Origin of the sequence: Paenibacillus faecis, assembly GCF_008084145.1 — a bacterium.
GTDB classification, from domain to species: domain Bacteria; phylum Bacillota; class Bacilli; order Paenibacillales; family Paenibacillaceae; genus Fontibacillus; species Fontibacillus faecis.
On the sequence record NZ_VSDO01000005.1, the window covers coordinates 443,344 to 462,860 of the forward strand.

The 19,517-nt window shown below is 55.1% G+C and carries 21 protein-coding genes and 1 riboswitch; of the genes, 15 read left to right on the forward strand and 6 right to left on the reverse strand.

Features of this window, described 5'->3' with window-relative positions:
- The first annotated feature begins 121 nt into the window (after positions 1–121).
- Positions 122–2,938 (forward strand): alpha-amylase family glycosyl hydrolase, encoded by a 2,817-nt coding sequence (locus FRY98_RS23690; RefSeq protein WP_225039798.1) that lies wholly within the window; start codon positions 122–124, stop codon positions 2,936–2,938.
- A 131-nt stretch (positions 2,939–3,069) separates the two neighbouring features.
- Here FRY98_RS23690 and FRY98_RS23695 read toward each other — a convergent pair whose 3' ends face one another.
- Both FRY98_RS23695 and FRY98_RS23700 read right to left on the reverse strand, forming a co-directional pair.
- Positions 3,070–3,486, reverse strand: coding sequence for a DUF2178 domain-containing protein (locus tag FRY98_RS23695; RefSeq protein WP_148456777.1), 417 nt, complete (start codon positions 3,484–3,486; stop codon positions 3,070–3,072).
- On the reverse strand, positions 3,483–3,686 hold the full coding sequence (locus tag FRY98_RS23700) for a helix-turn-helix transcriptional regulator (RefSeq protein ID WP_148457388.1): 204 nt from the start codon (positions 3,684–3,686) through the stop codon (positions 3,483–3,485). Before FRY98_RS23700 ends, FRY98_RS23695 begins: the two co-directional genes overlap by 4 nt.
- A gap of 425 nt (positions 3,687–4,111) precedes the next feature.
- On the opposite strand from FRY98_RS23700, the gene FRY98_RS23705 reads away from it, so the two are divergent.
- Together FRY98_RS23705 and FRY98_RS23710 are read left to right on the forward strand one after the other, a co-directional pair.
- Positions 4,112–4,522: a hypothetical protein gene (locus FRY98_RS23705; protein WP_225039796.1), complete on the forward strand. Its 411-nt coding sequence runs from the start codon at positions 4,112–4,114 to the stop codon at positions 4,520–4,522.
- A 50-nt stretch (positions 4,523–4,572) separates the two neighbouring features.
- Positions 4,573–5,127: an SUKH-4 family immunity protein gene (locus tag FRY98_RS23710; protein WP_148456779.1), complete on the forward strand. Its 555-nt coding sequence runs from the start codon at positions 4,573–4,575 to the stop codon at positions 5,125–5,127.
- 278 nt (positions 5,128–5,405) lie between these two features.
- On the opposite strand, the gene FRY98_RS23715 is transcribed toward FRY98_RS23710, so the two are convergent.
- Entirely contained in the window at positions 5,406–5,921 is a 516-nt protein-coding gene (locus FRY98_RS23715) for a GNAT family N-acetyltransferase (protein WP_148456781.1), read from the reverse strand.
- A gap of 749 nt (positions 5,922–6,670) precedes the next feature.
- On the opposite strand from FRY98_RS23715, the gene FRY98_RS23720 reads away from it, so the two are divergent.
- The 3 genes from FRY98_RS23720 to FRY98_RS23730 are packed head-to-tail and all read left to right on the forward strand — an operon-like array spanning position 6,671 to position 9,560.
- The gene (locus FRY98_RS23720) at positions 6,671–7,414 is read left to right on the forward strand and encodes a Cof-type HAD-IIB family hydrolase (RefSeq protein ID WP_170287183.1); all 744 of its coding nucleotides are present in this window, start codon (positions 6,671–6,673) and stop codon (positions 7,412–7,414) included.
- A 9-nt stretch (positions 7,415–7,423) separates the two neighbouring features.
- Entirely contained in the window at positions 7,424–7,909 is a 486-nt protein-coding gene (locus tag FRY98_RS23725) for a DUF456 domain-containing protein (RefSeq protein ID WP_148456785.1), read from the forward strand.
- Positions 7,910–7,925: 16 nt separating this feature from the next.
- Positions 7,926–9,560 carry a putative polysaccharide biosynthesis protein gene (locus FRY98_RS23730; RefSeq protein ID WP_148456787.1) on the forward strand — a complete coding sequence of 545 codons (1,635 nt, stop codon included), beginning with the start codon at positions 7,926–7,928 and terminating at the stop codon, positions 9,558–9,560.
- Between the two features lie 44 nt (positions 9,561–9,604).
- On the opposite strand, the gene FRY98_RS23735 is transcribed toward FRY98_RS23730, so the two are convergent.
- Positions 9,605–10,930, reverse strand: coding sequence for a DUF2515 family protein (locus tag FRY98_RS23735; protein WP_148456789.1), 1,326 nt, complete (start codon positions 10,928–10,930; stop codon positions 9,605–9,607).
- Between the two features lie 144 nt (positions 10,931–11,074).
- On the opposite strand from FRY98_RS23735, the gene FRY98_RS23740 reads away from it, so the two are divergent.
- From FRY98_RS23740 to FRY98_RS23775, 8 genes are all read left to right on the forward strand, one after another.
- Positions 11,075–11,440, forward strand: a complete 366-nt coding sequence (locus tag FRY98_RS23740) for a thioredoxin family protein (RefSeq protein WP_148456792.1) — start codon at positions 11,075–11,077, stop codon at positions 11,438–11,440.
- Positions 11,441–11,635: 195 nt separating this feature from the next.
- On the forward strand, positions 11,636–12,631 hold the full coding sequence (locus tag FRY98_RS23745) for a COX15/CtaA family protein (RefSeq protein ID WP_148456794.1): 996 nt from the start codon (positions 11,636–11,638) through the stop codon (positions 12,629–12,631).
- Positions 12,632–12,752: 121 nt separating this feature from the next.
- Positions 12,753–13,469, forward strand: a complete 717-nt coding sequence (locus FRY98_RS23750) for a Cthe_2314 family HEPN domain-containing protein (protein ID WP_148456796.1) — start codon at positions 12,753–12,755, stop codon at positions 13,467–13,469.
- 116 nt (positions 13,470–13,585) lie between these two features.
- A riboswitch (SAM riboswitch) is annotated at positions 13,586–13,746 on the forward strand.
- Positions 13,747–13,844: 98 nt separating this feature from the next.
- Positions 13,845–14,870: a methionine ABC transporter ATP-binding protein gene (locus tag FRY98_RS23755; RefSeq protein WP_148456798.1), complete on the forward strand. Its 1,026-nt coding sequence runs from the start codon at positions 13,845–13,847 to the stop codon at positions 14,868–14,870.
- Positions 14,870–15,538, forward strand: a complete 669-nt coding sequence (locus tag FRY98_RS23760) for a methionine ABC transporter permease (RefSeq protein ID WP_148456800.1) — start codon at positions 14,870–14,872, stop codon at positions 15,536–15,538. Before FRY98_RS23755 ends, FRY98_RS23760 begins: the two co-directional genes overlap by 1 nt.
- A gap of 57 nt (positions 15,539–15,595) precedes the next feature.
- A complete protein-coding gene (locus FRY98_RS23765) occupies positions 15,596–16,468 on the forward strand; it encodes a MetQ/NlpA family ABC transporter substrate-binding protein (protein WP_148456802.1) in 873 nt (290 codons plus the stop codon).
- 111 nt (positions 16,469–16,579) lie between these two features.
- Positions 16,580–16,840, forward strand: a complete 261-nt coding sequence (locus FRY98_RS23770) for a hypothetical protein (RefSeq protein ID WP_148456804.1) — start codon at positions 16,580–16,582, stop codon at positions 16,838–16,840.
- 133 nt (positions 16,841–16,973) lie between these two features.
- Positions 16,974–17,747, forward strand: coding sequence for an SDR family oxidoreductase (locus tag FRY98_RS23775; protein WP_148456806.1), 774 nt, complete (start codon positions 16,974–16,976; stop codon positions 17,745–17,747).
- Between the two features lie 81 nt (positions 17,748–17,828).
- On the opposite strand, the gene FRY98_RS23780 is transcribed toward FRY98_RS23775, so the two are convergent.
- Positions 17,829–18,074: a NifU family protein gene (locus FRY98_RS23780; RefSeq protein ID WP_114496928.1), complete on the reverse strand. Its 246-nt coding sequence runs from the start codon at positions 18,072–18,074 to the stop codon at positions 17,829–17,831.
- An 82-nt stretch (positions 18,075–18,156) separates the two neighbouring features.
- Between FRY98_RS23780 and FRY98_RS23785 the strand changes: the two genes are divergently transcribed.
- The gene (locus tag FRY98_RS23785) at positions 18,157–18,399 is read left to right on the forward strand and encodes a DUF1450 domain-containing protein (RefSeq protein WP_148456808.1); all 243 of its coding nucleotides are present in this window, start codon (positions 18,157–18,159) and stop codon (positions 18,397–18,399) included.
- Between the two features lie 31 nt (positions 18,400–18,430).
- On the opposite strand, the gene FRY98_RS23790 is transcribed toward FRY98_RS23785, so the two are convergent.
- Positions 18,431–19,498 carry an NAD(P)/FAD-dependent oxidoreductase gene (locus tag FRY98_RS23790; protein ID WP_148456810.1) on the reverse strand — a complete coding sequence of 356 codons (1,068 nt, stop codon included), beginning with the start codon at positions 19,496–19,498 and terminating at the stop codon, positions 18,431–18,433.
- Positions 19,499–19,517 lie beyond the last annotated feature (19 nt).

The window sequence follows — 19,517 nt, forward strand, 5'->3', positions numbered from 1 at the left end:
GGGGGGAGGGAAGAGTTGAATAGAATCAAACTGTAAGCGTTAACATTTTAGTGTGAAAAATGATTTATTGGGCTTCCTCATTCTAAGATAGCGATTCTGATCGAATTGGGAGGGATAGTAGTTGAAGTTCAAGATGATGAGAAAAGGGATCAGCCTGATTGCGGCATTTGCCCTAACGGCGTCATTGTTCTGGGGAATTGCGGGACCTGCCGGGAAAGCCGAAGCCGCTAGACTCGGTTTTGACGAGAACGACACCATCTATCAAATTATGGTCGACCGTTTTCACGATGGCGACAAGTCCAATAATGCGACCGGGGCGATGATTCGCTATGCGGAGAACTCGGAAGAAGATTTCCGCTACATGAAGGGCGGCGACTGGCAGGGCGTGATCGACAAGCTGCCTTATATCAAGGGGATGGGTTATACCGCCATTTGGATTTCCCCCGTGGCCGAGCCGCAGGTGACGAGCCGCGACAACAACGGGACGGGACGGAATACGGCCTATCATGGTTTTAACGTGAAGGACCCCAATAAGGCCAATCCTTATTTCGGCACAAAGGAGAAGCTGAAGGAGTTGGTCGACAGCGCCCACGATCTCGGGATTAAAGTCGTTATCGACGTCGTTCCCAATCATATCGGCGACTACATGTACGGAACCAACAATTACTATGATATTCCCGGCCTGGAGCCGGCCGCGCCTTTCAACAACCCTTCCTGGTATCACCACAACGGCGATATCGACTGGTCCTTGGTGGACGGCAACTACACGCAATGGGCTCAGGATTATATCGAAAATCATGACCTGGCGGGCCTGGACGATATCGACCACGATAATGCGGCCGCCAAGAACGCCATTTTCAAGTCGATAAAAGACTGGTTTGACTATACGGGAGCGGACGGGATGCGCGTGGATGCCGCGAAGCTGATCAAGCCTTCGGTCATTCGCGAATTGGAGCAATATGTCGGGGTGAACTCTTTTGGCGAAAATTTCGACGGTAACGCGGAGTTTGTATCCCGGTGGGTAGGCAGCAACGGCGAATGGGGGATGCTGGATTTCCCGCTGTTCTTCCAGATCCTGAACAGCTTTGCTTACGGCCAGTCCTTCGACACCACCCTCAAGCCCACGTTGGCCCAGGATCACCTGTACAAAGGAAACGAGAATCATATGGTTACCTTCATCGATAACCATGACCGCAACCGTTTCTTGACGGAAGTCGGCGGAAACGTGCAGAAGCTGCAGAATGCGTTGACTTTTATATTCACCGTTCGCGGCGTGCCGGTCGTATTCCAAGGCACGGAGCAGAACAAAGGCAACGGCAACGGTGCCATCATCACGGGCGGCATCGCCGATACGTGGAACCGCTGGTCTATGGTGAAGCGCGACGGCAACGGAAACGTGATCACCGATTATTTTAATCCGAATACGGACACGTACCAGCTTGTAGCCAAGCTGAATAAGCTTCGTCAGGATTATCCGGCGCTCCGCACCGGCAAACAGAGGGAGATGTGGTCGGCTGCCAACCTCTATGCCTTCTCGCGGAAGATCGATTCCGGTGCCCATGCGGGTGATGAAGTCATCGCCGCCTTCAACAACTCGGGGAATTCGATGACCCAGACCATTCCGCTTCGTGCGGAAAGCGCACTGACCGTCGGAACGACATTAACGAATCTGATGAATCCTTCGGAGACGATCACGGTCCAGGCGGGAGGAGTCAGCGGCAAGCAAATCACCATCACCGTCAACGGCAATTCCAATAAAATTTACGCGGTGAAGAAGACGGCTGGGGATACGGAAGCCCCGACCGTTCCGGGGAATGTGAAGGCCGTGTTGAACGGAACTACGGGAGCGGATGTCACTTGGACCGCCTCGACGGATAATGTGGGGGTTACGGGCTATGAGGTTTATCGGAATGGGGCCAAGATTGCGACGGTAACGGGAACCTCATACAGCGATACGGGATTGCAGCCCAATACGACGTATACCTACACGGTCAAAGCAAAGGATGCGGCCGGAAATGCCTCTTCATTCAGCAATGCGGCGACAATCACGACGCCTGGCGGAATTCCGGATACGGAAGCCCCGACTGTTCCGGGAAATGTAACGGCCGCATTGGTGGGCTCCACGGGGGCTCAGATCAGTTGGACCGCCTCGACGGATAACGTAGGGGTAACCGGGTATGAGGTTTATAGAGATGATGTTTTATTGACAACAGTAACGACAACATCCTATCAGGACACGAACTTGCAGCCGAATACGACTTACGCCTATACCGTAAAGGCCAAGGATGCAGCGGGGAATGTATCCGGGCCGAGCGATCCGGCCACCGTAACGACACCGCAGGGGAGTACCGTAACGATCTATTACAAAACCTCGTTCGCAACCCCCTATATTCACTTCAAAATAGACGGACAGAACGATTGGACGACATTACCGGGCGTGGCGATGACACCGGCGGCCCAGCCCGGCTACTATACGGTCAGTCTGCCCGTGGGAACGTCAACCGGAATAACGGCCGCCTTCAATAACGGCAGCGGAACCTGGGACAACAATAGCGGCAACAATTATCGTTTCTCCACGGGCACTTGGACGTTGGTGAACGGCAATATTGCCGAAGGCGAGCCGCAGACGGACGGCCTGACCTTTACCGTCAATGTCCCATCCGACACCACGGAAAGCGATACGGTATATATCGCAGGGGATTTCAACGGGTGGAATCCGGCGGACCCGGCCTACCAGCTCACTCGCCAAGCGGATGGAACCTATACGATCAAGCTTGATTTGGCGGCGGGCACGACGATTTCGTACAAGTTCACACGCGGAAGCTGGGCTTCCGTCGAAGCGAACAGTAACGGCAGCGACATCGGCAACCGCACGAAGACCACCGCCGGCGGTGGAGAATCGGTTACGGCTACCGTGCAGCGCTGGAAGGATCGCTAAGCGATCGGACTCGCATAAATCCGCTTGTGGAGGAAGTCCCGTACCATAGTGCCGGTGCGGGGCTTCTTCAGTTTCCGGTGGTTCCGTTCCCGCTCTTTACTCGGCATAAGTCAGGTGTCGTGCCTTACGGCTCACATTTCGTTCTGATACTTGTTCATATAATAAAGCCCGATGACGGTATGGGCCAGAAAAACGGCGACAATCGCCAACGTGACCCATAAAGGGGCCGAAATGATGATCGACAAGTAAGCAATGCCCATAATGAGCCATTGGGTGATGTCGCCGGCTTTTGCTTTGGCCCGATAGCGTATCATCGTGTTCCGCTCGTCTTTGAGTTCGATTTCCGTCTGCTTCGCATGTTCGGGGTGTTTAAATTCAAACCGTTTCATATAGAGCTGAGCTACGCCCATCCCGAACAACCCGGCCCCAACCCCGAGCAGTACCCCGGAGACGGTTTTCACTTCCTCACTTTTGAAAAAGAAGCTGGCCGCAATGCAGCAAATGCCTGCGATCAGGGCGGCTATATATATCGGTGTGTTTCTTTTCATGATGACTCCTCCTCGTAAATGAAGATCTCCTCTATGCTCATTCCAAAGTAACGGGCGATTTTGAAGGCCAGCATGATCGACGGATTGTACCTCCCGTTTTCCAGCGAGCCGATCGTCTGCCGCGATACCCTGAGCGCTTCAGCGAGTTCTTCCTGCTTAATTCCACGCTGTTTACGTATTTCTTCCAGTTTGTTTTTCAGGGCGATCACCTCTAGAACATTTTCAATGGAAAGTTAACTTTACATAAAAAATAACATCCCCTTCTGTTAATGTCAAGCAAGCTTTCCATAACCCTCCTTAGCCTTTATCAAATTTGGCGCAAATTAAAACCTGCCTCGTTCCATCGACATGGCGGGTTGAAATAAAAGGATGTCCCTCTAGTCTATACGCTTCTCTCCTTCAATCGGAGTTAATTTGACCCTGTCGAAGTCCTTGGAGGAGGTATTCGTTACGCTTACGGTTTTCGTCTTCGGGTCCCAGTCCGCTTTGCCAGCAAGCATAAAACCGCCCGCAACTTTTTCATCATTCGTACGCTCCTTATTGGGAAATTTAGTATACTACTTCTTAGGCGCAAAAAATACGAACTTTGTCGCGGATCCTATCACACCTGTTGGGAGGTGACGGAATGAGCTTGGTAATCTATCATGGGCCTATCGATGAACGGACGGTAAACCCCGATGATGAATTCTTAAAAGAGATCATCCTGCGCTCATCACCCGACTACTGGTTGCGGGGAAGCGGGGATTCGTGTCTTGAAATCGATGGAATGGATGAACGTATGATCTTTTTTTACGATGAACCGTTTGGCTTTCTGATCCTGCGTCATCCCGATTACCTGGTCCCTTATCGTGAATGCGGCGACTTTGAGGTTGTGGAGCACCGGGTGGGCGGGGAGCCGATGCGAATCCCCAGCTGTTGTTATGTCGGGAGAGCCGAGGCTTACGAGATATTGCTTTATTTTGCCCGGGAAAAGGAAGCGCCTCCTCATGTAAATTGGGTAGATCTTTATGAGATCGAATTTGATCATGGCTTTTAGACTGTGATTGGACGGGGCAATGAATTTAATTTAGGAATGGAGAGAGACGGATGATTTCACCGCAAGCGTTTTTGGACAAGTGGAACAGTGAGATTTACGGGTTGGTTCAATATGACGAATCTAGTTTGCAGCCGTTCATTTTACCTGAGGAGACCCGGAATTTTCTGCTTCAAGCCGGTTTGCCCGAATCGGCTCCGCCGTTTCTCACGTTCGAGTCATCGGCCGAGGGAGGGGGAGTCCGGTTAACACAATATAATGACCAATTGGACGAGGCTTACGAGCGGTACATCTATCTGGGATTTACGGGGAGCGGCTCCCCGGTGTGTATCGATGAATCCAATGGCGAGGTTGTTTTTATAGATGGGGATAATGAGAATGCGAGGGTATTTATGAACAGCTCCATTCCGCAGCTCGCGGAATCGTTATTGGTGTACGTGGAATTTATCAATAAAGTAAATACCATCAACGGAAGGGGCGCCTACCTTGACAAAAATGCCCCTAAAGAAAGCCTGGATTGGGTTTGCGATCGTCTTCGTCAAGTGGATCAAGCGTGTTTAATAGAGGGGGGATTCTGGGAAGAGGAACTTGCGGGCTTTAGGAAGTAAGGAAATCCCCCCCTACTTAGAATTCCTGCAAATCTGCAGGTTTTTTTCCTGCCCGGAACGGAAATTTCAAAATTCCTGCAAATCTGCAGGAATTTTCGACGAAATAGGCTCATATCTCGGAAATCGCTAGAAATACCTGCAGATTTGCATCTTTTTTCGCATACGCTCCTAAATCGGTCAAAAATACCTGTAGATTTGCATCTTTTTGGAGTTGGAAGTGTTGGATAGTGCGGGAATGTTGAAAGTACGCGCGCTCGTCACCTTGATAGCCGTGGGCTTTACGCCCGCTTCGCCAGTTTATAAACCTTTTCATATAGGACTTCTTTATACAAACTAAACGCCGCCTCTGTGAGCGGTTCCGGGTAGCTCATGATTTGAAGCGGCAAATCGGGTTGCCCCTCCTGAAGCGGGGGCTGTACGTATTCAAACGGATTGAGGCAAAAGCCCAACCGCTCGTAAAAGCCGATTCTCCGCTGCGCCAGCTCCGTGTCGGGCGGCTCCACTTCCAGCAGGATCGGTTTGGGAGACTCTCCGATATAGGCCTCCATTAATTTTCGACCCAGGCCGCCTCCCCGGATGGCCGAATCCACGGCGATATGCTCCACAAAGCGAAACGACGAGAACTCCCAGACGGCCATGAAGGCGATGATTCGGTTTTGTTCAGTCCTTTCCGTGATGAGGCGGTAATGCGGATCGGCCAGCAAGTTCTTTTGCCCGGCATAGGTTCTTCGTTCGCTTTCCGGAAAAGAAGCCTCCATGATGGCGAAAATTTGATCAAATACGTCATGCGTCATCGTTAACAAACTTCCTTTTCTACATGGTTGTTGTCTTTATTATACCCATTTCATTTCCCTCCCGCCGTAATCGCCTCCCTTTGAAGCCGGGCGGGTGGATAAGGGCCATTTGCGGCGCTATTTTGTCGAATTTGTCCCTTCGGTGAGAAATAGCGGTCATTTGAGGCCTTATTTTAGGAAAAATCGGTCCGAAACCTGATTTTGGGACCCGTATCAGTGAAATAAGGCCCTTTTTGGCCGCTATTTTCCCCGAAAACGCAAATCGGGGCGAAATAACGGCCCAAAAGGCCGTTATTATAACGGGGGGCAAGCGAGATCGCGGATCGGCGGGATGGTGTCAGGTTTAATGCAACCCCTAGTGTAGTTCGGGCCGCTATTCTAACGTCAGCTTCGTAAAATAAAGTCCCATACGTCCGTTAATTCGCGGAAAGTCGTCTTTTTCGACAAAATCACGCCCCTACAGCTGCTTATTGCCTGATTCGTCAGTATGCACCAAATGTCTTAATGCCACGGATGCGCCAATGCCGCGAATGTAGCGAATGCCACGGATGCCACGGATGCGGCCAATGCCACGGATGCCACCAACGCCACCAACGCCACCAACGCCGCGAATGTGCCAATACCACCCTTCCGCCGCGCTACCGTCTTTGTTGGGTCCTGCCGTTTGTGATAAAATGGCGTTATGCTATGAGAACCGATAAATAAAAAGAACAGAGTCGTAAAAGCGGAATGGAGGAGTACTGTTGAAGTTGAAGTATAAATTGCTGGCGCTGGATATGGACGGAACGCTGTTGAACGATAACCACCAAATTTCGCCGGAGACGGAAAAATGGATTCATCGTGCGGCGGAAGCCGGGGTTCATGTTTGTTTCTCCACGGGGAGAGGTTACGACGAAGCCGCGCCGTTCGGCAAGCAGTTGGGTCTCAATACGCCGATGATCACGGTGAACGGGAGCGAAGTCTGGAAATCGCCGACCGAATTATATCGTCGGGAGCTGCTAGATAAAGCGCTGATCGCCAACATGCACGCGATCGCGGTGGAGTATGGCGTGTGGTTCTGGGCTTATGCCGTGGAAGGCAGCTATAACGAGAAAAATTGGGACCCGGCGCTGCTGGATCTCAACCAGTGGATGAAATTCGGGTACCATACGGAAGACGACGCGATTCGCCACGACATTATCGTGCGGTTGCAGGACCTGGGCGGATTGGAAATTACCAACTCCTCCCCGTACAATTTGGAGATCAATCCGGCCGGAGTGAATAAAGCCACCGGCATTCGGATCGTATGCGATCTGCTGGGACTGGATATGTCGGAGACCGTGGCGATCGGCGACAGCCTGAACGACCTGGCGGCCATTCAGGCGGCCGGGCTCGGCGTAGCGATGGGCAACGCGCAGCTTGCGGTCAAGGAGAACGCGGACGTCGTCACCGCTTCGAATAATGACGATGGCATCGCCTGGATTATCCGCGATTATATTTTGACGGAGGAGTGAGCGTAAAGGATGGCTGTGCTCGGTTGGATTTTGGTCATCGCCCTGTTTGTCATCGGCATGGCCGGGGCGGTGTATCCCGTATTGCCGGGGGTCCTCGCCGTATACTTTGCCTTTTTCGTCTACGGGTGGTTCTTCTCGTTCGAGCCGTTCGGCTGGCTGTTCTGGACCATCCAGACCCTGATCGTCGTGGCGCTGCTGATCGCGGACTATGCGGTCGGGGCCTGGGGCGTCAAAAAGTTCGGCGGCAGCAAGCTCTCCGTCTGGCTTAGCACGATCGGCATTATCGTCGGCCCGTTTCTGATTCCCGCGTTCGGGCTGATTCTGGGGCCTTTGCTGGGCGCCATGATCGGGGAGCTGATCAGAGGGGAGTCGCCCAAGCAGGCTTTTAAAGTCGGGGTGGGCTCCGTCGTCGGCCTGTTCAGCAGCATCGTCGTCAAAATCGTGCTCCAATTGGCCATGATCATCATTTTCTTTATCTGGGTCATTTCGTTCTAGAAAGAAGGCGTTTTGGTTGTCGAAGAAAGAGTCTTTTATTAAAGGCACGCTGATTCTGGCCGGGGCCGCCCTGATCGCGAGGCTGCTCGGGCTGTTTCAGCGCGTTCCGCTGGAGCATATTTTGGGGGATGTCGGGAATGCCGTTTATGGACAGGCTAACACGGCTTACTTTATGCTGCTTACCCTGGCGACGGCGGGCATTCCCAGCACCCTCAGCAAAATGGTGTCCGAACGCCATGCGCTGGACCGCCCCGAAGAAGCCGGCCGGGTCTACCAGGCGGCCCTGATTTTCGCCGCATTTGCAGGTGTAGTGATGTTTACTCTGCTTTATGTGATGGCGCCTTATTATGCCGCCTTGACGAAATTGCCGGAATCGGCCGTGGCGATTCGGGCGCTGGCGCCGGCGCTCCTGCTTTTCCCGCTGATCGCGATTATCCGGGGTTATTTGCAGGGCCGCAACATTATGATCGCGGGCGGGGTATCCCAGGTTATCGAGCAGATCGTCCGCGTCATCACAGGGATTCTTCTGGCGTTCTTGTTCTACCATTGGGGCTTTTCCGGGGAGAAAATCGCCGCCGGCGCGACGTTTGGCGCGGTTCTCGGCGGAGTTGCCGCCCTGATCGTCATGATCTATTTCAACGCGAAGGTGCGGAAGAGCGACCGCGCGGAACGCCTCGTTTCCAAGGAAGCGCGGGAGAATCGGCTGCCGCTGTCCCGGATCTACAAAGAGATTTTCAAGCTGTCGATTCCGATCGTACTGACGGCGCTGGCCGTGCCGGCCGTGAACTTTATCGACACCTCGATTCTTAAGCCTTTGCTGAACGGTCAACTGGGTGCGGAAGAAGCGACGAATGTTCTCGCCATCCTCAGCGCGCGGGCGCAAATGATCGCGGGCATTCCGCCGATCCTGGCCATCGCGCTGAGCCAGTCCCTTGTGCCGATCATCTCGGCGGCGTATGCCCGCGGAGACAGCGAGCACTTGAAAAGACAGGTGACGCTGGCGATGCGCGTGTCTATCCTGACGGGGATGCCGATTATCCTGGCCCTCAGCACCGCCGCTTATTCCGTCAACGGCCTGTTGTTCAGTACGCGGGACGGCAGCAGCATCGTGGCGCTGCTGACATTGATGACCATCTTCCAGATTACGATGATGACCAGTAACTCGATTCTGCTCGGCATTAGCAAAGCGAACCTGTCGATGGTTCATGTCATGATCGGGATTGCCGTAAAACTCGCCGCCAGCTATGCGCTGGCTCCATTCTGGGGTATTTACGGCATCATCCTTGCCACGGGACTCGGCTTCTTCCTGATTACGCTCTTGAATGTCCGGGCGATGAAGAAGATCGTGCCGTTCTCCATTATGGGCAGCCGTTGGACGGGCTTCCTGCCGACCCTGGTCGTGCTGGCGGCCGTCGGCTACGGGCTGAACCAGGCCGGCATACAAATGGTTTCGATCCTGCCCGACCGGGTGGCCTTCTTCCTGACCTGCGCGATCGTCGGTCTCGCCGTGGTGGCGCTGTATCCGGTCATGCTGGTGCTGCTGCGGGTGGTCCGCCGGGACGAGCTGTCCAGCTATCCCGGCCCGCTGCGCAAGCTGCTGTCGCCGCTGATGCGGCTGCAGCGCCAAGGGCGCGCCGGGTCCGCGGACTAAGCATCCGCGGACGGGCGGGGGCGGGGGGCCGCACAGCCGTTTGGCTAGTGCGGCCTTTCGTTCGGGTCGCCCGCCGCGTCATGCGCGAGGGCGACCTTGAGAATGCCGCCGCGATGTTCGCGACTGATGTCGCACAGAAACGGCGGCTGCGGCGCGCTGATGGCGTTCAGCGCGCTCGTGTCCTTGAGCCAATCCTCACGGGAAATTGGCTCATAGGGCGTGTCGCCCCAAGCGTCGAGCAGCTTGGGGCTGTAAAGACGCCGGCCGGGCGGCAGCGCCCCGCCGGCCAGAAGCGCTGACCCCTGCGCCGCGGAGGTCAGCGCTTCTTCTCTATTGGCCGTGAAGCATTCCGGCCAATAGTCCGCGCGCGAGCCGCTGTGCGGCACGCGCGCGGCGAAGCGCTCCGCGCCGCGGCGCACGGCGCGCAGGCCCATCAGCATCGCGTACAGGCTTTTGCCTAACGCGATGCGGTCCGCGAGGCCGCCGAAGTCGGACACGACGCGCCCGGCCAGCCGGCGCACCGCTTCCGCTCCCATCTCCCGGCGGCCCTCCCCGTCGTCTTCTTCCAAGAGCGGGAAGACGACCTGGTTCAACCCGGCCAGACTGTTCACATGGAAGGCCGGCTGCCCGGTGACATGCTTGCGGTAGAACGGATGGCGGATGACCCGTTTCTCAATGTAATTCTGCTCGTTGACAATCAGACCGACCGTCAAGAGCGCGCTCCCCCGGTCGATCCAGAACCGTTCCCAGAACGGCCGCATAAACCGGGATACATGAAAATAAGGAAGCAGGTGAAAATGGCTGGCCCCCAGCTCCCGGCTTTTCATATAGAGCAGGAGCTGCGGATAAGCATCCTGAAAAATCAACGCATTGCTCCGCTCCAAGAAACGGTAATAGGACCGCTTCCGCTGCTCGTCCAACAGATCGGCCGCACGCCCTCGTAAATCCGTCATATTCCAGCCGGCATTCCGGGATACCATATGGGCGAGAAACGCCCAATGCAGCTCCGGATAGGCCTGATAGCAGGCAAGGTAAGCTTCGGTGCGGGTGATATTGCTGATGCCGGCCCGTCCGGTCTCCTGAGCGATCTCCTCCGCGAGCGCCCGGTCCGCTTCGCTCCATTCGCTCTCCTGCCCGGCCCGGTCGGCCGGTCCGCGGCGCAGCAGCTCCTCGATCTCCCCGGCGACGGTCCGGGCCGCGATTTCGTTCCAGCCGAGCGGAATCCGCTCTTCCCGCATCCGGCTGGAGTCGGCAATCCCGGCCGCTTTGCCTTTGACCGCCTCGCCGATCGCCGACGGCAGCCGGCGGATAAACTCCATGATCCCCGGGGCCTTGAACGGTCTGTCCGGGTCTCCAGGCAGTTGCTTCATGGGACTCCTCGCTTTCTTGTTCACGTACCTTAAAATAGCTCTGTTTCCAGTATGGCCATGAAATTTGACTTCCACTCGCGCTTTTGGTTGACTTTACATAGAACGCGAAAAATCCATTTTGAATTGAACCAGGAGGGAAGAAGCATGAAACAGGTGCAAAGTGCTGCCGAATTTCAGGTGAGCATTCAATCGAGAAATCTGGTCGTGGCGGTATTTAAAGCCGACTGGTGCGGGGATTGCAAGTTTATCGATCCGTTTATGCCGGACGTGGAGGAGAAGTACAAGGACCGTTTGACTTTGATCGAAGTCGATGTGGACAAGGTGGGAGATGTCAGTCAGGAACAGAACATTCTGGGCATTCCCAGCTTCGTGGCCTACGCGGACGGTCGGGAATTGGTCCGCTTCGTCAACAAGCTGCGCAAATCGCGGGAAGAAATCGAAGATTTCCTGAACAAGGCGATCGATGTCTACCGTACCCTGAACGATACGGCGGAACGAAAAGAAGAATAAGCGACTTAAATGAAATGCGGAATATCACAAACCCCCGGGAAAATAACCGGGGGTTTGCTTGTTTGGTGAACAATCTGTAACAGACCTCTATGATTCCACCCGCCCTTTCGGGTATAATGGGTATGATTTGTACACGGAAGTCTAGAGTGTGTTCGCTTGTGTTTAACTCCAATACGATCTAGCGGGTGAGAAGCCTTGAATACGAAACAATTGAAATGGCTCAGCTACATCTCCTGCCTGGTGATGTTTCTGGCCACCTTGGGCGGAAGCGTCGTGACCAAGACGGAATCGGGGCTGGGCTGCGGCAACGAATGGCCTTTATGTCACGGTAAGTTTGTCCCGGCCCATACGATCGCTTCGCTGATCGAATACTCGCACCGCGCGGTGAGCGGGGCGGCGGGTCTCTTGTCCGTAGCCGCATTCGTGGCTTTCTGGCTTTACCGTAAACAGCGGCGGGATTTGCAGTTTTACGCCTTCCTCGCGCTCGTCTTTGTTATGGTGCAGGCGTTTATGGGAGCGATGGCGGTAATTTATCCGACCTCTTCGCCCGTGATGGCCCTGCATTTCGGCTTTTCGCTGATCGCGTTCGCCAGCTCCGTGATGCTCGTGCTGGGGATCCGCGAGGACGAAACGCGGGAGAAGCAGGGAAAATCGGCGCCAAACTATACCGTGTCGCGGCGGTTCCGCAATTTTACGTGGTTCACCACCGCCTACACGTATATCGTGGTGTATATCGGCGCCTATGTCAGCCATACCGATTCGGCCGGGGGCTGCTCGGGTTGGCCCCTCTGTAACGGCGCGTTGATTCCCGAGCTCTCGGGCGGTGTTGGAATCGCCTTCATTCACCGGGTGGCCGCGGCCGTGCTGCTGGTGATGGTCGCCGCGTTGGGCCATATCGCCTTCTGGAAGCATCCCGGCAACAGGGAAATGCGTTCGCTCGGCATTGCGGCGGCCGTGCTGGTCGTGGTGCAGGTGCTGACCGGGGCAAGCATCGTGTTTACGTTGACCAATTACGAGGTCTATTTGTTCACTTCGCTGGCCCATATCCTCGTTTTGGCCGCGCTTTTCGGGGTGCTCAGCTATATGAGCGTCCGAACGTGGCAACTGGCCGGCAGCCGAAAGACCAGGGAAGCCAGGGATCCGAACAACGATTTGGGCTCGGCCCCAAAAGTCCACCGGAATGCCCCGTAATTCATCTTCCGCTTGGGATGAACGGTTGCGGGGGAGGGAAAAGATATAATCTACAGGTCAAGAGAACCTCATGTTTTCTCTGGACATGCTCGGGAACAACGATAGAAGCGGGGGATTATGAATGCTGCGAAGCTTGCTGGGCGAACCACCAAGGGAAAATGAGGGATTGCTCGCCAATACGATGAACGCCATGCTGCAGACGACGAAGCTGCTGCAAAAACAGACGGAGCTTTCCAAAGATCCGACGCATGACTTTCGGAAGCTGGAAATCTGGACGCTGGGGCTGATCTCTTCTCTGGATGAGCTGGAGCAGTGCTTGCACGCGGCCGGTTTTTTCCGCCGCAAAGTACGGCATAACTTTGTGGAGGACATGGATCCCGCCGAACGGAGCGACTACGCGCGATATGTTTTCTTTTATAAAGACGGATTTATTCGCGTGTTTTCCACTTTGGACAAGCTGGGAACGGTGCTGAACGAGCTGTATGACCTGAAAACGTCCAAGGTGAAGGCGCATTTTTCCTATTTCACGGTGCTTCGGCAGTTCCGATATTTAAAGGTGCATCCCGACCTCGGCAACCGGCTGGTCGCCATTAAAGAAAGGCATAAGGAAGCCATGGCCGTGCTGAGAAAGCGCAGAAACACGGAGATTCACTATATGAACTCGGAAATGCAGGATGATCTATGGCAGCGGCACCAGGCCCTTCACGGCAAAATCGAGCTGGAAGACCTGGACCGGCATCTCCGCGATTTGGAGAACGGGTACCTTATGGTGTGCGAGACGCTGGAAACGGTGTTCAACTACACCAATGAGCGCTGGAAAAAAGTCTCGGCCAAGTAGCGGGAAGGCTGGAAAATCTTTTTTCTATTTTTCCTTTGACAAAAGTACGGAAAGCTTCTATACTCAAAAATAGTTTCAGGATCTTACAGCAAATGTTCATCCTTAATTTCATATTTTTCTTATCGAGAGAGGCGGAGGGAAAGGCCCGATGAAGCCCAGCAACCGATTCGTACCCGGCAGTAAGACGCATCCTTAGCGCAGCCGCGGGCGAGTGTCATGGTGCTAAATCCTTCAAAACCGTGCATGATATGCATGAGACGGTTTTGGCAGATGAGAAGGCATTGTCTTTACGTAAAGAGAGCCCTCGGAATCTGTCGGGCTCTTTTATTTTTTATCTTTTTATTATGAAACTTCGAGAGCGGGAGGCTAATCGGTTTGATCGAACTCAAACAGTTGACTAAAATATACGGCACCAAGAGAAAGACGACCACCGCCTTGTCCGGCTTGAACCTGAAGGTAAACAAGGGGGAAATCTTCGGGGTCATCGGGCACTCCGGGGCGGGTAAGAGTACGCTCATCCGCTGCATCAATTTGCTCGAACGGCCGACGGAAGGCGAGGTCTGGGTCGGCGGTGTCGACCTGACCAAGCTGGGCAAGCGGGAATTGCAGCAGAAGCGCCGTAAAATCGGAATGATCTTTCAGCATTTCAACCTGCTGTCTTCCGCCACGGTTTACGACAATGTCGCTTTTCCGCTCACGCTGATCGGGACGCCGAAGGCGGAGATCCAGAAAAAAGTGGATGAGCTGCTTGCTTTGGTCGGGTTGGAGGCGCACCGGGGGAAATACCCCGCCCAGCTGTCCGGCGGACAGAAGCAGCGTGTCGGTATCGCCCGGGCTCTGGCCAGCGATCCGGATGTTCTGCTCTGCGACGAGGCGACCTCCGCGTTGGACCCGCAGACGACGGACTCGATCCTGCGCCTGCTGCTGGACATCAATCGGAAATTCGGGCTCACCATCCTGCTCATTACGCATGAGATGCATGTCATTCAAAGCATCTGCGACCGGGTGGCGGTCATCCATCAGGGCGGTATCGTCGAGGAAGGGCCGGTGACCGAAGTGTTCCTCAAGCCGCGGCATTTTGTAACCCGGGAGTTTATCAACCGGGACGCAACCGGCGGCGAGGGCGAAGAGGGATTGAAGCTGGCCGGCTCCGTTCCTCATCCGGCCTGGTCGAAGCTGGTGAAGATCACCTTCCTCGGCGCGAAGACGTACGAATCGGTGCTGTCGCAGGTGGTCCGGGAAACCGGGGTCAACTTCGCGATTTTGCAGGGAACGATCTCGACGATCAAAGATGTGCCGTACGGCAAGCTCACCGTTTCCTTCGAGGGGGACGACGAGCAGGTGGAACGTACGCTGTCCCTGCTTAAAGAACGGGATCTTGATGTGGAGGTGATCGGGTAATGTGGGGCTTGGACTTTTCCAAAATCGACTGGTCCGAAATGGGCACGGCGTCCACGGACACGCTGCAAATGATGGGTTACGCCACCCTGTTCACGTTCCTGATCGGGCTGCCGCTCGGGGTGCTGTTGTACAGTTTTTCGCGATCGGCTTCGCCGGTTCTCGGCTGGGTGTACCGGATTCTGTCGCTCATCGTGAACATTATCCGCTCGGTGCCGTTCATCATCCTGATCGTCGCATTGATTCCGCTGACGCGTACGATCATGGGCGTTTCCTCCGGCGTGGAGGGCACGATTCCGCCGCTCGTGATCGGAGCCGCTCCGTTCTTCGCCCGGCTGGTGGAGACGGCGCTCCGCGAGGTGGACCGCGGGGTGATCGAAGCCTCGCATGCCATGGGCGCGACGAGCTTCCAGGTGATCCGCAAGGTGCTGCTGCCGGAATCGCTGCCCGGCCTGATCGCCGGAATGACGATTACCGCGGTGACGCTCGTATCCTACACGGCGATGTCCGGGATGGTCGGCGGCGGGGGGCTCGGTGACCTGGCGATCCGATACGGTTATTACCGCTACGAGAAGGAAGTCATGATCGTCTCCGTAATTTTCATGGTCGTCCTGGTGCAGGTGCTGCAAATGCTGGGCGACCGGCTGGTGATTTATTTTACCCGGAAATAAGGAACATTAAATATAGATTCATCCTTATTCAAAAACATTTTGGGAGGTCATACTGTGATGAAGAAATGGACATTTTCGCTGCTGACGCTGGCTTTGGTGCTGGTTTTGGCAGCCTGCGGAAACAACGCGGCGAAGAACGACGCCGCTGCCGGCAACGGGGGCAACGCACCCGCGGCGGACAAAGGGGCGGAGAACACTCCGGCGGCTTCCGAGCCGGTCAAACTGGTGGTTGGCGCTACCGTGCCTCATGCCGACATTCTGAAATTCGTCGCGCCTAAGCTGAAAGAAGAAGGCGTTGAGCTCGAAGTCAGAGAATTCACCGACTATGTGCAACCGAACGTGCAAGTTTTCGAGAAGCAGTTGGATGCGAACTATTTCCAACATCAGCCGTACCTGGACGAGCAAAATAAACAAAACAACTTTAACCTCGTTCCGGTCGTAGGCGTTCACGTTGAACCTTTCGGCGCTTACTCCAAAACGCTGAAATCGGCCGAAGAAATCAAGGACGGCGCCAAAGTGGCGATCCCGAACGACCCGACGAACGGCGGACGCGCGCTGCTGCTGCTTCAAAAGCAAGGCTTGATCAAGCTGAAAGAAGAAGCGGGCATCACGGCAACGAAAGCGGATATCGTGGAAAATCCGAAGAACCTGAAGTTCCAGGAAGCGGATGCGGCTATGCTGCCTCGCCAACTGGAAGAAGTGGACCTGGCGCTGATCAACACGAACTATGCGCTTGAAGCCGGGCTTAACCCGATGACCGACGCGCTCTTCATCGAGGACAAAGATTCGCCCTACACCAACATTCTGGTATCCCGTCCGGACAACAAAGATTCCGAAGCCATCCAAAAATTGGCCAAGGCGCTGACTTCGCCGGATGTGAAGAAATTTATCGAAGACACCTATAAAGGCGCTTTGGTTCCTGTATTCTAATAAAAAAGCTTTAGCTTCGTCCCGCTGCCATCCGGCAGCGGTTTTTTTGTTGCAGCGGAGCTTTGGGGGGGCGGGCCGGCCAGTGCGATAGCGGCGTTTTGAGGCGCTATTTTGTCGAATTTGGCTCTTTGGCGTGAAATAGCGGTCTTTTGGGGCCTTATTTTAGAGAAAGTCGGGCCGAAACCTGATTTTGGGACCCCCATCAATGAAATAAGGCCCTTTTTGGCCGTTATTTTTGCCGAAAATGCAAATCGGGGCGAAATAACAGCCCAAAAGGCCGTTATTCGGCGGGCGGCTGGAGAAGCTAGAAGCTGCGGGTATCAGACCCAGTTCGTCACGCCGCCGCTGAAATCGGCGAATAAATCCCATTAAGGCCGGCAAGGTTAGCACCCATATCAGTTTTAATGCACCGCTAGTGCCGGTTCAGGTCACATTCCCCGGTTTGTGGGAACGGTGCAAATCTTTTATACTGAAATGGAAGGCCTTACGTGAGGAGGAAACGACGTTGGTGGGAAAAGTCGCCCTGATTACGGGCAGTGCGAAAGGGCTGGGCAAGAAGACCGCCCTGATGCTGGCAGAGCAGGGATGCCATATCGCGCTGAACTATGTACATAGCGAGGCGGAGGCGGAAGCGCTTCGTACCGAAATCGCAGCGACGGGAGTGCGCTGTATTGCCGTGAGGGCCGATGTCTCCCGGCGGGATGAGATCGAGGCGCTGGTGGAAGAAATCCGCGGCTCGCTGGGTCCGGTCGATATTCTGGTGAATAACGCCGGGCCGTTTATCCGGGAGCGCAAGCTGTTTGCGGACTATAGCCAGCAGGAGATTCTGGCCATGATCGACGGCAATCTGGTCGGCACGATGCTGCTGGACCATCTCGTGCTGCCGGACATGCGGAGAAAAGGCTGGGGGCGGATCATTCATTTCGGCTTCGGTCACGCCGCGGAATCGCGGGCTTGGCCGCATCGTGCGGTCTACGCCGCCGCCAAAACCGGGCTGGTCTCCTTCACCAAGACGCTGGCGGTGGAAGAGGCTTCGTTCGGCATTACGGTGAATATGGTTTGTCCCGGGGACATCCGGGGCCGGAACAAGGAGATTTCCATCCGGGAAGCGCGCGGATTATCCGACGGGGAAACCCCGCTGGGCCGCCCGGGGAGCGGCGAGGATATCGCGCGGGTGATCTCGTTTCTCTGCCATCATGACTCCGATTTCATAACCGGCAACATTATGGACATCTCCGGGGGGCTGGACCCGATTCGGCCTTGGGTGAAGCCCTCCTGATACCCCTTCCATATACCATAAAAAAACACGGTCTCGCCGGATACTCCGGGGGACCGTGTTTTATGTTTGCGCTGTATATCATTAAAATACTTGTACGACCTCTTGCACGCCTTCCACTTCTTCAAACAGGGCGCGTTCGATCCCTGCTTTGAGGGTAATGGTAGAGCTTGGGCAGCTGCCGCAGGCCCCCATCAGTTTCAGCTTAACGATACCGTCTTCCACGTCAACCAGTTCGACGTCACCGCCGTCGCGCTGCAGGAAGGGGCGCAGTTTATCCAAAACTTCCAGAACTTCGTCATACAATTTATCTTGTACGTTCTCACTCATGGTTTTCAACTCCTTTCCTTTCCTATATATTATATTACAAAAAACTTTAAATTTAAATGCTTCGCTGACGGGGAGGACCAGCTTGAAACATATTGTTGAATTTTGTGCGAACAACGCCGCCTTCGGCACCGATCAAATCATGAACCGGCTGAAGGAGGAGCAGCACTGTGAAGTTTATGAATACGGCTGCCTTACGGGGTGCGGCATGTGTTATATGTCCCCATACTGTCTGCTCGACGGGGAAACCGTTGAAGCGGAGACGGCCGAAGGGCTGTATCGGCGAATCATAGAACTCATCGCCGAGATGGATGGGAACGCGGAATAAGCCGCCCCGATAATCAACCCAATCATCAGCCTCAGCCCCAATGATGCTTCGATTTCCAGAGCACGCCGCTCTTCAACAGCCGCGGCACCCGTCCGGTCACCTGGGTTTTGCCCATCAGGCCGAATCCGGCCTTCTTGCCGAGCGAGCCGAGCGTGCCCCGCAGCTTAATCGGCTGCAGTTTCGGCGTCTCGCCGCGCCAAAGCGCGGTGAGCACTTCCGCGATCTGGTGCCCCTGGCTTCCGGCCGCCTGAGCGCTGGGAGCGAACGGGAGGCTGGCGCAGTCGCCGCAGACGAATACCTCCGGGTATTCGGGAATCTGATGGTACGGGTTGATGACGACCCGGCCCTGCCGGTCCTTGGGCACGTTCAGGTTCTGAACGAGCTCCACCGGGCGGATTCCCGCGGTCCAGACGGTGACATCGGACGCAATGTCTCCGCCTTCGTAATGAATCACGCCCTGCTCCAGAGAAGTAATCGAAATATGAGAGCGGGTCTCGACCTCATGTTCGTGGAACCAGTTGGTCACATAGGCGGACACTTTTTGCGGGAAGGCCGACAGCAGACGCGCCCCCCGGTCGATGAGGGCGATATTTAGATCGGGGCGGCTTTCCCGCAGTTCGGCGGCGAGCTCGACTCCGCTGAGTCCCCCGCCGACGATGTTGATTTTGCTGTAGGGCTTCGCATTGTTCAAAAGCATGTAGGATTCCCGTACCGAGGCAAAAGACTGGATGCTGCAGGAGAACTCCTTCGCGCCCGGGATATTGTGATAGTTGTCGGTGCAGCCCAGAGCGATGACGAGCTGATCGTAAAACAGCGGTTCCTCCGCCTCGTCCGCAAAATATAGGATCCGCCGATCCAGGTCGATCGAAGCGGCCTCCCCGTATTTCATCGTCAGTCCTTCATGGTGGGGATAGGGAACGCGAAGTTCATAATCCGATGCCGTTCCGGCCGCCAACGCGTAATATTCGGTCTTTAAGCTTTGGAACGGGAGCCGATCCACCAGGACAACTCGGACATCCGCCGGAATCCCTCCTTTGAAGAGCTCGTGCACAATCATTGTTCCACCATAGCCGCCACCCAGAATGACAAGTTGTCTCATCGCTATCGTTCCCCTTCTG

Coding starts and splice junctions, on each gene's coding strand:
- FRY98_RS23695 (WP_148456777.1), bottom strand. CDS start 3,486: ATGAAAAGAAACACACCGATATATATAGCCGCCCTGATCGCAGGCATT.
- FRY98_RS23705 (WP_225039796.1), top strand. CDS start 4,112: ATGAGCTTGGTAATCTATCATGGGCCTATCGATGAACGGACGGTAAAC.
- FRY98_RS23710 (WP_148456779.1), top strand. CDS start 4,573: ATGATTTCACCGCAAGCGTTTTTGGACAAGTGGAACAGTGAGATTTAC.
- FRY98_RS23715 (WP_148456781.1), bottom strand. CDS start 5,921: ATGACGCATGACGTATTTGATCAAATTTTCGCCATCATGGAGGCTTCT.
- FRY98_RS23725 (WP_148456785.1), top strand. CDS start 7,424: ATGGCTGTGCTCGGTTGGATTTTGGTCATCGCCCTGTTTGTCATCGGC.
- FRY98_RS23735 (WP_148456789.1), bottom strand. CDS start 10,930: ATGAAGCAACTGCCTGGAGACCCGGACAGACCGTTCAAGGCCCCGGGG.
- FRY98_RS23740 (WP_148456792.1), top strand. CDS start 11,075: ATGAAACAGGTGCAAAGTGCTGCCGAATTTCAGGTGAGCATTCAATCG.
- FRY98_RS23750 (WP_148456796.1), top strand. CDS start 12,753: ATGCTGCGAAGCTTGCTGGGCGAACCACCAAGGGAAAATGAGGGATTG.
- FRY98_RS23760 (WP_148456800.1), top strand. CDS start 14,870: ATGTGGGGCTTGGACTTTTCCAAAATCGACTGGTCCGAAATGGGCACG.
- FRY98_RS23765 (WP_148456802.1), top strand. CDS start 15,596: ATGAAGAAATGGACATTTTCGCTGCTGACGCTGGCTTTGGTGCTGGTT.
- FRY98_RS23780 (WP_114496928.1), bottom strand. CDS start 18,074: ATGAGTGAGAACGTACAAGATAAATTGTATGACGAAGTTCTGGAAGTT.
- FRY98_RS23790 (WP_148456810.1), bottom strand. CDS start 19,498: ATGAGACAACTTGTCATTCTGGGTGGCGGCTATGGTGGAACAATGATT.